Annotated in this window: 12 protein-coding genes; 6 read left to right on the top strand and 6 right to left on the bottom strand. The window is 70.8% G+C overall.

Annotated features, from left to right (window positions below; all coding sequences use genetic code 11):
- Positions 1-30: 30 nt before the first annotated feature.
- The 4 genes from OG444_RS27585 to OG444_RS27600 are packed head-to-tail and all read right to left on the bottom strand — an operon-like array spanning position 31 to position 3,629.
- Positions 31-705, bottom strand: a complete 675-nt coding sequence (locus OG444_RS27585; RefSeq protein WP_327264691.1) for a response regulator transcription factor — start codon at positions 703-705, stop codon at positions 31-33.
- Positions 702-1,859: a sensor histidine kinase gene (locus tag OG444_RS27590; RefSeq protein ID WP_327264693.1), complete on the bottom strand. Its 1,158-nt coding sequence runs from the start codon at positions 1,857-1,859 to the stop codon at positions 702-704. Before OG444_RS27590 ends, OG444_RS27585 begins: the two co-directional genes overlap by 4 nt.
- A gap of 20 nt (positions 1,860-1,879) precedes the next feature.
- Positions 1,880-2,569, bottom strand: coding sequence for a glycerophosphodiester phosphodiesterase (locus OG444_RS27595; RefSeq protein WP_327264694.1), 690 nt, complete (start codon positions 2,567-2,569; stop codon positions 1,880-1,882).
- Between the two features lie 34 nt (positions 2,570-2,603).
- Complete coding sequence (locus tag OG444_RS27600) at positions 2,604-3,629, bottom strand: adenosine deaminase (RefSeq protein ID WP_327264695.1); 1,026 nt, start codon at positions 3,627-3,629, stop codon at positions 2,604-2,606.
- 111 nt (positions 3,630-3,740) lie between these two features.
- On the opposite strand from OG444_RS27600, the gene OG444_RS27605 reads away from it, so the two are divergent.
- Positions 3,741-4,445 carry a DUF4190 domain-containing protein gene (locus OG444_RS27605; protein WP_327264696.1) on the top strand — a complete coding sequence of 235 codons (705 nt, stop codon included), beginning with the start codon at positions 3,741-3,743 and terminating at the stop codon, positions 4,443-4,445.
- A gap of 10 nt (positions 4,446-4,455) precedes the next feature.
- On the opposite strand, the gene OG444_RS27610 is transcribed toward OG444_RS27605, so the two are convergent.
- Both OG444_RS27610 and OG444_RS27615 read right to left on the bottom strand, forming a co-directional pair.
- The gene (locus OG444_RS27610) at positions 4,456-6,042 is read right to left on the bottom strand and encodes a TROVE domain-containing protein (RefSeq protein WP_327264697.1); all 1,587 of its coding nucleotides are present in this window, start codon (positions 6,040-6,042) and stop codon (positions 4,456-4,458) included.
- 587 nt (positions 6,043-6,629) lie between these two features.
- The gene (locus tag OG444_RS27615) at positions 6,630-7,184 is read right to left on the bottom strand and encodes an NADAR family protein (RefSeq protein ID WP_327264698.1); all 555 of its coding nucleotides are present in this window, start codon (positions 7,182-7,184) and stop codon (positions 6,630-6,632) included.
- A gap of 194 nt (positions 7,185-7,378) precedes the next feature.
- Between OG444_RS27615 and OG444_RS27620 the strand changes: the two genes are divergently transcribed.
- The 5 genes from OG444_RS27620 (at position 7,379) to OG444_RS27640 (ending at position 13,221) form a co-directional block, all read left to right on the top strand.
- Positions 7,379-8,896 carry a gamma-aminobutyraldehyde dehydrogenase gene (locus OG444_RS27620; protein ID WP_327266955.1) on the top strand — a complete coding sequence of 506 codons (1,518 nt, stop codon included), beginning with the start codon at positions 7,379-7,381 and terminating at the stop codon, positions 8,894-8,896.
- A gap of 69 nt (positions 8,897-8,965) precedes the next feature.
- Positions 8,966-10,216, top strand: a complete 1,251-nt coding sequence (locus OG444_RS27625; RefSeq protein WP_327264699.1) for a polyamine ABC transporter substrate-binding protein — start codon at positions 8,966-8,968, stop codon at positions 10,214-10,216.
- Between the two features lie 124 nt (positions 10,217-10,340).
- A complete protein-coding gene (locus tag OG444_RS27630; RefSeq protein ID WP_327264700.1) occupies positions 10,341-11,489 on the top strand; it encodes an ABC transporter ATP-binding protein in 1,149 nt (382 codons plus the stop codon).
- On the top strand, positions 11,486-12,415 hold the full coding sequence (locus OG444_RS27635; protein WP_327264701.1) for an ABC transporter permease: 930 nt from the start codon (positions 11,486-11,488) through the stop codon (positions 12,413-12,415). Before OG444_RS27630 ends, OG444_RS27635 begins: the two co-directional genes overlap by 4 nt.
- The gene (locus OG444_RS27640) at positions 12,415-13,221 is read left to right on the top strand and encodes an ABC transporter permease (protein WP_327264702.1); all 807 of its coding nucleotides are present in this window, start codon (positions 12,415-12,417) and stop codon (positions 13,219-13,221) included. The genes OG444_RS27635 and OG444_RS27640 overlap by 1 nt, the downstream gene beginning before the upstream one ends.
- The last annotated feature ends 17 nt before the right edge of the window (positions 13,222-13,238 follow it).

Below are 13,238 nucleotides of genomic sequence, written 5' to 3' on the forward strand. Positions count from 1 at the left end.
CCGGCGCGAGGGATGCGACACGCCGTCCTCTCACTCCCCGGAGGGAGTACCCGCCGTGATGAGGCCCGTCTCGTACGCGCAGATCACCGCCTGGATCCGGTCCCGCAGCCCCAGCTTCGCCAGCACGTTCCCCACATGCGACTTCACCGTGTGCTCGCTCACCACCAGCGCCGCCGCGATCTCCGCGTTCGACAGCCCCCGCCCCAGATGCAGCAGGGTCTCCCGCTCCCGCGCCGTCAGCCCCGCCAGCCGGTCAGCCGGGAGGACGGCCCGCGCCGCGCCCGTCACCGCCGTGTACTCCTCGATCAGCCGCCGTGCCACCGAGGGTGCCAGCAGGGAATCGCCCGCCGCCACCACCCGTACCGCGTGCACCAGATCGTCCCGCCGCACGTCCTTCAGCAGGAACCCGCTCGCCCCCGCGTGCAGCGCCTCGTACACGTACTCGTCCGAGTCGAAGGTCGTCAGCATCACCGTTCGGCACGCGCTCCCGGCGCAGATCTTCCGGCACGCCTCGATCCCGTCCAGCACCGGCATCCGGATGTCCAGCAGCGCCACGTCCGGCGCGAGCCGGGCCACGGCGTCGACCGCCGCCGCGCCGTCCCCGGCCTCCGCAACGACCTCGATGTCCTCCTGGGCGTCCAGGATCATCGCGAACCCGCTGCGCACCAGCTCCTGGTCGTCGGCCACCACCACACGGATCGTCAATTCCCCACCTCCAGCGGCGAGGTTACAAGGACCACCCGCACCGCGTACCCCCGTCCCTCCGGGCCCGGACCGGTCCACGCCGTCCCGCCGTGCGCCGCCGCCCGCTCGCGGATCCCGATCAGGCCGTGCCCGCCCGGGGCCCCGCCGGGCACCCCGCGGCCGGGACCCCGCCCGTCGTCCGTCACCTCCACCGTGAGCGAATCCGGTCCGTACGCGAGCATCACCCGGACCGTCGAAGCCCCCGCGTGCCTGACCACATTGGTCAGCGCCTCCTGCACCACCCGGTGCACCGTCGTACCCACCGCGGCCGGCAGTTCGCGCACCGTGCCGGTCCGCTCGTACGACACCCGAAGACCGCCGGCCCGGACCCGGTCCACCAGCTCCGGCAGCCCGGCGATCCCCGGCTGCGGGCTCCTGGGCGCCGTTTCGTCGGTGCGCAGGACGCCCAGCATCGCGCGCAGCTGCCCCATCGCGTCCCGGCCCGTCTCCGCGATCGCCTCGAAGGCCGCCTCGGCGCGCTCCGGGGCCCTGCGCACGGCCACCGGACCGGCCTCCGCCTGCACGATCATGATGCTGACGGCGTGCGAGAGGATGTCGTGCATCTCCCGCGCGATCCTGGCCCGTTCGCGCGCGGCCGCCTGCTCGGCCTCGATCCGGTTGGCCCGCTCCAGCTCGGCTGCGCGGGCCAGGAGGGCCTCGGTGTAGGCCTGCCGCGTGTGCTGGAGCCGCCCCAGGGCGTAGGCCGCCGCCGAGACGAAGAGGGTGAACAGCAGCTCCCGCGCCGTCCCCGTCTCCCAGCCCACTGACAGCGCGAGCGCCACCACGGTGGCCAGTCCCACGGCCGCGCGGACCCGAGGGGTGCACTGCAGGGCCACGGTGTAGAAGGCGATGAGGCCCGCGTACGGCAGCGGCTGGCCGGGACCGTCGAAGGCGACCTTGTAGACCCCTCCGAGGGTCACGATCGCGGCGAGCACGGTGACCGGCGCCCGGCGCCGCCAGACCAGCGGCAGCACGGCGGCCGTGGTCATGGCGTACGAGGACCAGGTCGCGGCCGGGAGCTCCGGGGCCCGGGGCACGACGAACGGCATCGTGACGGCCAGCTGCACCAGCAGGGTCAGGCCCAGGTCCTGCCACCGCGGATCCGCGCCGCGCATTCCTTCCCGGAAGCCCCGTATCACCGTCCGAGGCCGGCCCGCACGGCCGCCAGTGCGTCCAGCCGGTTCGTGGTGATCGAATCGACCCCCGCCGTGAGGAGGCCCTTCATCGTCCGCCTGGTGTCCGCGGTCCACGCCGACACCAGCAGGCCGTCCCGGTGGAGCGCGTCCACCAGCTCCCGGCTCACCAGCCCGAAGCGGTAGTTGAGCCAGCGCGGCGCCACGGCGTCGATCAGCACCCGCCGCGGCGGCGACAGCGTGGTCCAGGTCAGCGCGATCTCCGCGGCCGGGTCGGCGGCGCGGACCGCCAGCATCGTGTTCGGGCCCGCGCAGTAGAACGTCCGCTCGCGCGCCCCGCATTCGCGGACCTGGTCCACGACCGTGCGCACCGATTCGAAGGTGGCGCCCGGGAGATCGAGCATCAGCCGGCCCGGCCCGGCGGCCAGCAGGGCGTCGTGCAGCGTGGGAACCCCGCCCTGCGTGAGCTCCTTCAGCTGCGGGGCCGTCACGTCGCCGAGGCGCACGTCGTGGCCCCACAGCCGCAGGAGCGTTTCGTCGTGGAGCAGGACCGGCACTCCGTCACGGGTGAGCCGTACGTCGATCTCGACGGCGTCCGCCCCGCGCGCGAACGCGGAGCGGATCGAAGCCAGGGTGTTCTCACGGACACGGTAGGGATCGCCGCGGTGGCCGACGGCAGTCAGAGTGCTCATGTCCCCATTGTCGGGGGCGCGTTGCCGGCAGACGTCAGCGCGCGAGCCATTCGGCCGTGTACGTGTCGATCTCGGCGGTCAGCTTCGCCTTGCCGGCCGGGTCCAGGAAGGAGGCCTCGACGGCGTTCTTGGCGAGCTGCGCGAGTCCGCGCTCGTCGAGATCGAGGAGGCGTGCGGCCACCGCGTACTCGTTGTTGAGGTCGGAGCCGAACATCGGCGGGTCGTCGCTGTTGATGGTGACGAGCACGCCCGCCGCGACCATCTCCTTGACCGGGTGCTGGTCGAGGTCGGTCACCGCACGGGTGGCGATGTTGGAGGTCGGGCAGACCTCCAGCGCGATCCGGTGCTCGGCGAGGTACGCGAGCAGCTCCGGGTCCTGGGTGGCGCTGGTGCCGTGGCCGATGCGCTCGGCGCCCAGCTCGCGGATGGCGTCCCAGATCGTCTCCGGGCCGGTGGTCTCGCCGGCGTGCGGGACGCTGTGCAGGCCGGCGGCGCGGGCCGCGTCGAAGTACGGCTTGAACTGCGGGCGCGGCACGCCGATCTCGGGGCCGCCGAGACCGAAGGAGACCAGGCCCTCGGGGCGGTGGTCGACAGCGAGCCGGGCGGTCTCGGCGGCGGCCTCCAGGCCGGCCTCGCCGGGGATGTCGAAGCACCAGCGCAGGATGACGCCGAGTTCGGCCTCGGCGGCCCTGCGGGCGTCCTCGATGGCCTCCATGAAGGCCTTCTCGTCGATGCCGCGGCGGGTGGAGGAGTACGGGGTGATGGTCAGCTCGGCGTAGCGGATGTTCTGCCGGGCCATGTCGCGGGCGACTTCGAAGGTCAGGGTGCGGACGTCGTCCGGGGTGCGGACCAGGTCGACCACCGACAGGTAGACCTCGATGAAGTGGGCGAAGTCGGTGAAGGTGAAGTAGTCGGCAATGGCCTCGGGGTCGGTGGGGACCTTCGAATCGGGGTGCCGCGAGGCGAGCTCGGCCACGATGCGAGGGGATGCCGAGCCGACGTGGTGGACGTGCAGTTCGGCCTTGGGCAGCCCCGCGATGAAGGGGTGCAGGTCGGTCATGGGGAGTGCCTCCGGGAGGACGCGGGTGCGTGCGGTTGGGGATTCATCGTAGGCACGCCCGTGACTGTCGGTGGCAGCGCTTAGCATGGCTGTACGAGAGGGGGGCTCCGTATGAACGACAGCAGTCCCGAGCCGCGCGACCCGTGGGCGCCGCCGGAGCGGCCGGCGGTCGAGCTGGGCAAGGCGCAGGGTCCGCAGGGCACACCGGGCGTGTCGGGCCCGCCGTCCGTGCACGACCAGCCGACGCTCGCCGGAATGCCGGGCGACCGGATCCCGCCGTCCGCACCGCCCCAGAACCCGATACCGACGCAGAATCCGATGCCGACGACGGCCCCGATACCGACGACGCCGACGACCGGGCAGCCCGCGTCGGCGGTGTACGGGTATCCGGCCCAGCCCGGCTACGGATACCCCGGCGACGCGGGATACCCCGGTCCTCCCGGCTATCCCGGGTACCAGGGATACCCCGGCCAGGGCGCCTACCCGCCCTACGGGGCCCGGCGCAGCAATGGCCAGGGCACCACCGCGCTCGTCCTCGGGATCCTTTCGGTCGTCGGCTGCTTCACCAGCTTCTTCGCCATCGCCCTCGGCATAGCCGCGGTCGTCTTCGGCACCCTGGGCCGCGGCAAGGCGAGCCGCGGCGAGGCCGACAACGGCGGGATGGCGCTCGCCGGCATCATCCTGGGCTCGATCGGCATCGTGCTGGGCGCCCTGCTCCTCGTGGTCATGTTCGCCGGCCTCATGGACGAGGGGCCGGGCGAGGACTCGCGCTACGACAGCCCGTACGACAACTCGCAGGTGCGCGAGAAGGTCTGACGGGGCCGCCTCAGGAGGCCCACGGCCAGTCGGCGTCCAGGCCCGCCTCGATCAGGGACACCATCCGGAAGGCTCCGTCCGTGAGCCCGCCGAAGGTGTGCCGGTTCGCGGTGCCCGAGGGCGCGTGCCCCACCCGGTAGCCGGCCAGGTTCCAGGTGTAGACCGGGACCGTGGACGGCACCTCGGCCGTCGGGTCGCCGCCGTGGCCGTAGGCGGCCTGCTCGTCGGTGACGATCAGCACCCGGTCGTGGCCCCGGTAGTGCTTCTTCACGGCCTCGGCCGTGTAGGTCCCGCCGAGATGCCCGAACCGCTCCAGCACCTTCAGCACGGACTCGCCCCGGCGGCACCGGACGGCCTCGCTGGTCGTGCCGAACTGCACCAGGTCGGCCTGCTCGGCCCGCAGTGCCAGAGCCGCGCCGAAGACGGCCGCGGCGTCCGCACGGTTGAGCTTGGAACGGTCCGACAGCGGAGTCCACATCGACCCGGACCGGTCGACGAGGACCAGTGTCCGCCCGGGCAGCGCCGGTACGTTGGCCAGTGAGTGGCCGAGCGCCTGCTCCAGGGGATACGCCCAGCGCAGCGAGGGCGCGTGCTGATAGGCCGCCAGGTAGCGGAAGGGGAACTGCCGGGACCGGGCGACGGCCTCCGGGCCGGAGATCTTCGCCGCGACCCGGGCGGCGACCGCGTCCGATACCCCGGCCTGGTCGAAGTTGCGCAGGTTGCGCAGCAGAGCCATCGCGCCCATGGACGGGATGACCGCCTCCCAGGCGGCCGCGTCCATCGGCCCCTGCAGCCAGCCGGCCAGCGCCTCCCAGGTCATGCCCGCCTCCGCGAGCCGCTCGGCGGCGTCCGGTGCGGTGACCACGGCGCGCCGCTGCTCCACCGGCAGCTCCATCAGCGCCCGGTGCGCGGCGAGGGTCCGGTTGCCCGCGGGGACCTCCGCGCTGTCCGGGTTGTGCCTGCGGTCGAGGGCGTGGCGGAACAACTCGCCCTGCCACGGCTTGGCCGGGTCGGGGGAGGCGTGCACGAGGTTGAGGACGTCGCCGAAGCGGTAGGCCTTGGAGTCGGTGTCGTACTTCAGCAGCGAGGTGCCGGAGTAGAGGCGGCGCACGGCGTCGGCGATGCCGCGCTTGACGGGCTTGGGCACGTTCCGCCCGTACGTCGCCGTCCAGTAGGCCAGCAGCTCACCGGGCTCGTCCGCGCGCCGCAGCACCGAGTCCACGACCCCGCGGTTTGAAGGCCCGTCGGTGGCGCCCGCGTCGAGCCGTGCCTTCACGTACTCGGCGGCGCCGACGAGCGAGGCGGTCCGCATGTTCGCGTCGCCGCGGAGCCAGCCCAGCAGACCGGCGGTCCACACGGGATCCTCGACGGCGAGGGTGCGTACGAGCGCAGCGAAGCGGTTGTCGCGCGCCTCGCCGCTCTCGTACGCGCTCTGCTGCGTCACGAAGTTGGCGACGGCGAGCAGGAAGAGCTCGGAGCGCGGGTCGCGCAGGTGGCCGGGGCCGCCCTGAGCGGTGCGGGCGCGCCCGGCCGAGCGGACGGGCGAGGTGGGCGCGACGGGCGCCGGCCTGGACGCGCGCAGGTTGAAACGAGCCATGTGAATCCCCCCGAATTCAAAGCGAACGGGGGAGGCGTGACGTGCGGGATGCCCGAGATCGGAAGTCGGCGACGGACTTGTGTCAGCTGCTCTGATCCATTGAGCTACCGGCCGTGGCCGGGCGGGACTTGAACCCGCAACCAGCTGATCCGAAGAAGTAACCGTTGCCTGCGCACCGGGCATCCCGCACGCGTGCCTCCCGAGGTCAAGGTGGCGGCGGCCTGGATTCTCTGAAAGGGAAGGAGCCGCAGCCCGCGCACCGGGAGGTGCGTGACGTCAAGTGTCCAGAGAACAAGGCCGGCGAAACCACAAGGTGCTCTACCAGCTGAGCTACACCGGCCCGAAGCCGGTGACGGGACTCGAACCCGCGGCCGCCCGATTATGAGTCGAAGTAGGTCTCGCCTTCGCACCTGGACGAGGAACACGTTAGGCGGCGGGCCCGGGATCCACCACGCAATTACTCAGCAGCGCGGGCACCATCACCGACGCGCCGTCCGTACCGCGCGAGAGCGGATCCCGGATGAGTCCGACCGCGTCCGGGGCAGCCGCACTCCGGACGACGACCGGGGCGACCCGGCGCCGCTCTGTCACGCGGCGTCCTCGCGCAGCCGCTCGCGGGCCTCCATCAGGGCGAAGCCCAGCAGGTTCAGCCCGCGCCAGCGCACCGGGTTCAGGGCGCGGTCGTCGTCGGCGGCCAGTCCGATGCCCCAGATCCGGTCCATCGGGCTCGCCTCCACCAGCACCCGGCTCCCCGTGCCCAGCAGGTACGCGCGCAGCGCCGGGTCGGAGCCGAACTTGTGCACGCTGCCCTCGACCACCAGGGCGAAGCGCTCCCGCTCCCATATCGCGTCGTCGAAGCCGCGCACGAGCCGGCCGACCTTCTTCGCGGCCGCCGGGCTCTTCGCGGCCACCGCGGCGCGCTCCGCCTCGGCGTCCCCGAACAGCCGGGCCTTGCCGGCCATCATCCAGTGTTCCGCGGTCGCATAACGGACGTCACCGACAGTGAAGGCAGAGGGCCACCACTGGCTCAGGCAGCTCGGGCCGAGCCTGCCGTCCGGCTGCGGCCGGTGCCCCCAGAACGGCAGGTACTTCACCCGCTCACCACGGCTGACCTGCTTGATCAGATTGTCGATCATCTCCATGCACGCGAGTCTGGCACCCGCCACTGACACTTCGTACGGGATTTCCGGCGTGCCTCGACACATGGTCGACCGATTCCGTCGCGTAATCAAAAGGCAACAACGGAATCACTTGGCCGAGGGCACCACCTCTGTCAGGATCGGCACTCAATTCGAGCTGTAGCTCGAACTGTAGCTACGGAGAGCGTGAGAGCGTGATGGGCAACCGCTTCCAGGTCAAAGACCGCTTCGCAGACGGCGCGCAGTACATCGACGGGCAGCTGAGGGCCGGCACCTCCGGTCGGTCACACACGGTGGTCGATCCGGCCACCGGCGACGAGGTCCTCACCTACGAGCTCGCGAGCACCGCGGACGTCGACGAAGCCGTCGCCGCCGCCAGGAGGGCCTTCCCGGGCTGGTCCGGCGCCACTCCCGGCGAGCGTTCGGACGCCCTGCACCGGCTGGCCGCCGTACTGGCCGAACAGGCGGAGGACTTCGCGTACGCCGAGTCCCTGCAGTGCGGCAAGCCGATCAAGCTGTCCACGGAGTTCGACGTGCCGGGGACCATCGACAACACGGCCTTCTTCGCGGGCGCGGCCCGCCACCTCCAGGGGCAGGCCGCCGCCGAGTACTCGGGCGACCACACCTCGTACGTACGCCGCGAGGCCATCGGGGTCGTCGGCTCGATCGCGCCCTGGAACTATCCGCTCCAGATGGCCGCCTGGAAGATCCTCCCGGCGATCGCCGCCGGCAACACCGTCGTCCTCAAGCCCGCCGAGCTCACCCCGCTGACCTCCCTGATGTTCGCGCAGGCGGCCAAGGACGCGGGCCTGCCCGACGGCGTGATCAACATCGTCACCGGCGCCGGCCGCGAGGCCGGAGAGCACCTGGTGGGCCACCCCGACGTGGTGATGACCTCCTTCACCGGCTCCACCGCCGTCGGCAAGCGCGTCGCCGAGATCGCCACCGCCACCGTCAAGCGGCTCCACCTGGAGCTCGGCGGCAAGGCCCCCTTCCTCGTCTTCGACGACGCCGACCTGGAGGCCGCCGCCCACGGCGCCGTCGCCGCCTCCCTCATCAACACCGGCCAGGACTGCACGGCCGCGACCCGTGCCTATGTCCAGCGCCCCCTGCACGACGCCTTCGTCGCCCGGGTGGCCGAGCTGATGGAGAGCGTCCGCCTCGGCGACCCCTTCGCGCCCACCACCGACCTGGGCCCGCTGGTCTCGCACGCCCAGCGCGACCGGGTCGCCGCCTTCGTCGAGCGCGCCCGGGCCTACGCCACCGTCGTCACGGGCGGCGAGATCCCGGCGGGGGACCTGGCCGAGGGCGCCTACTACCGGCCCACCCTCATTGCCGGCGCCGCCCAGGACAGCGAGGTGGTCCAGTCCGAGATCTTCGGTCCGGTCCTGGTCGTCCTGCCCTTCGACACCGACGACGAGGGGATCGCGCTGGCCAACGACACACCGTATGGACTCGCGGCCTCCGCCTGGAGCCGTGACGTCTACCGGGCGGGCCGCGCCACCCGCGAGATCAAGGCGGGCTGCGTCTGGGTCAACGACCACATCCCGATCATCAGCGAGATGCCCCACGGGGGATACAAGGCCAGCGGCTTCGGAAAGGACATGTCTGCCTACTCCTTCGAGGAGTACACGCAGGTCAAGCACGTGATGTACGACAACACCGCGGTGGCCGAGAAGGACTGGCACCGCACGATCTTCGGGGACCGTCCGTAACCATCTGCGGCTATCGCCGCGTGGGCCCACCGCCTGACCAGCGGTATACCTCCCGAAAGGGCACAGCGCATGGAGCAGTTCGAGCCCGACCGCCTCTCGGCGGCGCAACTCGCCGCGATGCGGCGCAGCTTCACCGGCGGGCGCGGCGCCCTCACCCGCCGCTCACTGCTGCGCGCCTCCGGAGTCGGAGCGCTCACCCTCGCAGGGCTGTCCACCCTCGCCGGGTGCGGGATCCCGCCCGCCAAACGCGCGGGCGACGCGGCAGCGGCCTCCGACGACCACTCGGACCGGGAGAAGGAGATCAACTTCTCCAACTGGACCGAGTACATGGACACCAGCGAGGACGAGAAGTCCCGTCCCACACTGGAGGAGTTCACCAAGCGGACCGGCATCAAGGTCAAATACACCGAGGACATCAACGACAACGTCGAGTTCTTCGGCAAGATCCGCCCCCAGCTCGCGGCCGGCCAGGACACCGGCCGCGACCTGATCGTGGTCACCGACTGGCTCGCCGCCCGCATGATCCGCCTGGGCTGGGCCCAGAAGCTGGACCCCGCGCACCTGCCGCACGCCTTCGCCAACCTGTCGCCGCAGTTCCGCAGCCCCGACTGGGACCCGGGCCGCGCGTACAGCTACCCGTGGACCGGCATCTCCACCGTCATCGCCTACAACGAGAAGGCGACCGACGGCAAGAAGGTCGACTCCGTCACCCAGCTGCTCGACGACCCCACCCTCAAGGGCCGCGTCGGTTTCCTGACGGAGATGCGCGACAGCGTCGGCATGACCCTGCTCGACCAGGGCAAGGACCCCGCCTCCTTCACGAACGCCGACTTCGACGAGGCCGTCGGCCGGCTCCAGAAGGGCGTGGACAAGAAGCAGATCCGCCGCTTCACCGGCAACGACTACACCTCCGACCTCGACAAGGGCGACCTCGCCGCCTGTCTCGCCTGGGCCGGCGACATCATCCAGCTCCAGGCCGGGAACCCGGACATCAAGTTCGCCATCCCCGCCGCCGGATACATCACCTCCAGCGACAACCTGCTGGTCCCCGCCAACGCCCGGCACAAGGCCAACGCGGAGAAGCTCATCGACTACTACTACGAGCTTCCGGCCGCCGCGCAACTGGCCGCGTACATCAGCTACGTCTGCCCCGTCGAGGGCGTCAAGGACGAGCTCGCGAAGATCGATCCCGAACTCGCGGAGAACACCCTGATCGTTCCGGACAAGGCGATGACCGCCAAGTCCCACGCCTTCCGCTCCCTCAGCAGCGAGGAAGAGACGGCGTACGAGGAGAAGTTCGCCAAGCTCATCGGCGCCTGACGCACGCCTTGCGGCGTGCCCGCCGGAGCGGAGCGCCGACCGCCGCAGGACCCCGGCCCAGGCGCTGCCCCGCCGGACCCGCCGAGCCTTCGACCCCTTGCCCCACCCAACCCCGGGACCATCCATGACTGACAAGACCGCGGGCGGCGACGTCCGCCTCTCCGGGATCAGCAAGCACTACGGCACCTTCACCGCCGTGCACCCGCTGGATCTCACCATCCCCCAGGGCTCCTTCTTCGCCCTGCTCGGCGCATCCGGCTGCGGGAAGACCACCACCCTGCGCATGATCGCCGGCCTGGAGGAGCCGTCCACCGGGACGGTTCACCTCGGCGACCGGGAAGTCACCGACCTGCAGCCGTACAAGCGCCCGGTCAACACGGTCTTCCAGAGCTACGCGCTCTTCCCGCACCTGAGCATCTTCGAGAACGTCGCCTTCGGGCTGCGCCGCCGCGGCGTCAAGTCGGTCAAGAAGCAGGTCGACGACATGCTGGAGCTGGTCCAGCTCGGCCAGTTCGCCCAGCGCAAGCCGCACCAGCTCTCCGGCGGCCAGCAGCAACGCGTCGCCGTCGCCCGCGCCCTGATCAACCACCCGCAGGTACTGCTCCTCGACGAGCCGCTCGGTGCCCTCGACCTCAAGCTCCGCCGCCAGATGCAGCTGGAGCTCAAGCGGATCCAGACCGAGGTCGGCATCACCTTCGTGCACGTCACGCACGACCAGGAGGAGGCCATGACCATGGCCGACACGGTCGCCGTGATGAACGGCGGCCGCGTCGAGCAGCTGGGCGCCCCCGCCGAGCTGTACGAGAACCCGGGCACCACCTTCGTCGCCAACTTCCTCGGCACCTCGAACCTCATCGAGGCGTCCGTGGAGTCCGCCGGCTCCGAGGTGGTCGTCTCGGCCTCCGGCGCGAAGCTCCGGCTGCCCGCCGCCCGATGTTCGACCACACCCCGCGCCGGCGGGAAGCTGCTGGTCGGTGTGCGCCCGGAGAAGGTGTCCCTGGTCCCGGCCGAGGAGGAGAACGCCATCGCGACGGGCCGGAACAGGATCACCGGCCGCATAGCCGCCTCCTCCTTCATCGGCGTCTCCACGCAGTTCGTCATCGACAGCCCCGTCTGCCCCGAGCTGGAGGTCTACGTCCAGAACATCGAGCGCGACAGCCGCCTGGTCCCGGGCGCCGAGGTCGTTCTGCACTGGAACCCGGAGCACACCTTCGGGCTCGACGCGGCCCAGGACATAGACGCGGGCATCGAGACGGTCGAGGAGAGCGCGTGACCGCCACCGCCGCGCCGCCCCAGGCGCCCGCCCCCACCGAACCTCCGGTGCACAAGGCGTCCCTGCGCAAGCGGCTGATCCCGTACTGGCTGCTGCTCCCCGGCATCCTGTGGCTGGTGGTCTTCTTCGTGCTGCCGATGGTCTACCAGGCCTCCACCTCGGTGCAGACCGGCTCCCTCGAAGAGGGCTTCAAGGTCACCTGGCACTTCGGGACCTACTGGGACGCCTTCACCGAGTACTACCCGCAGTTCCTGCGCTCCCTGCTCTACGCGGGCACCGCGACCGCGCTGTGCCTGCTGCTCGGGTACCCGCTGGCCTACCTGATCGCCTTCAAGGCGGGCCGCTGGCGCAACCTGCTCCTCGTGCTGGTCATCGCCCCGTTCTTCACCAGCTTCCTGATCCGCACCCTGGCCTGGAAGACGATCCTGGCCGACGGCGGCCCGGTGGTCGACGTCCTCAACAACGTCGGCTTCCTCGACGTCACCAGCTGGCTCGGCATGACCGAGGGGGACCGGGTTCTGGCCACGCCGCTCGCGGTGGTCTGCGGCCTGACGTACAACTTCCTCCCCTTCATGATCCTGCCGCTGTACTCCTCGCTGGAGCGCATCGACACCCGCCTCCACGAGGCGGCCGGGGACCTCTACGCCCGCCCCGCCACGGTCTTCCGCAAGGTGACCTTCCCGCTCTCCATGCCGGGCGTGGTCTCCGGGACCCTGCTCACCTTCATCCCGGCGAGCGGCGACTACGTGAACGCCGAGCTGCTCGGGTCCACGGACACCCGGATGATCGGCAACGTCATCCAGTCGCAGTACCTGCGGATCCTCGACTACCCGACGGCGGCCGCGCTGTCCTTCATTCTCATGGCCATCGTGCTGATCATGGTGACCATCTACATCCGCCGAGCGGGGACGGAGGACCTGGTCTGATGCGCAATCCCCTCACCTGGCTGCGGCGCAACCTGGTCGTCATCGCGGGCCTCGGCACGCTCGCGTACATGATCCTGCCGAACGTCGTCGTCACCGTCTTCTCCTTCAACAACCCCACCGGGCGGTTCAACTACGCCTGGCAGGAGTTCTCCCTCGACGCGTGGAAGGACCCCTGCGGCGTCGCCGACATGTGCGGCTCCCTGTCCCTCTCGCTCCAGATCGCGCTCTGGTCCACCCTCGTCGCGACCGCGCTGGGCACCGCGATCGCCTTCGCGCTGGTGCGCTACCGCTTCCGGGCCCGCGGGGCGGTCAACTCGCTGATCTTCCTGCCCATGGCCATGCCCGAGATCGTGATGGCGGCCTCGCTGCTCGCGCTCTTCCTCAACATGGGCATCCAGCTGGGCTTCTGGACGATCCTGATCGCGCACATCATGTTCTGCCTCAGCTTCGTCGTCGCCGCCGTCAAGGCACGTGTCCTGTCGATGGACCCGCGGCTGGAGGAGGCCGCCCGCGACCTGTACGCCGGGCCCGTGCAGACCTTCGTACGGGTCACCTTGCCGATCGCGGCCCCCGGTATCGCGGCGGGCGCGCTGCTCTCCTTCGCGCTCTCCTTCGACGACTTCATCATCACCAACTTCAACTCGGGCAACACCGTCACCTTCCCCATGTTCGTGTGGGGCTCGGCCCAGCGCGGTACGCCCGTGCAGATCAACGTCATCGGTACGGCGATGTTCGTCATCGCGGTGCTGGTGGTCCTCGCCGGTCAGATGATCGGCAACCGTCGCAAGAAGGCACAACCGAAGTAATTCGGGAAAGCACGTCA

The organism is Streptomyces sp. NBC_01232, from assembly GCF_035989885.1.
Lineage (GTDB): Bacteria > Actinomycetota > Actinomycetes > Streptomycetales > Streptomycetaceae > Streptomyces.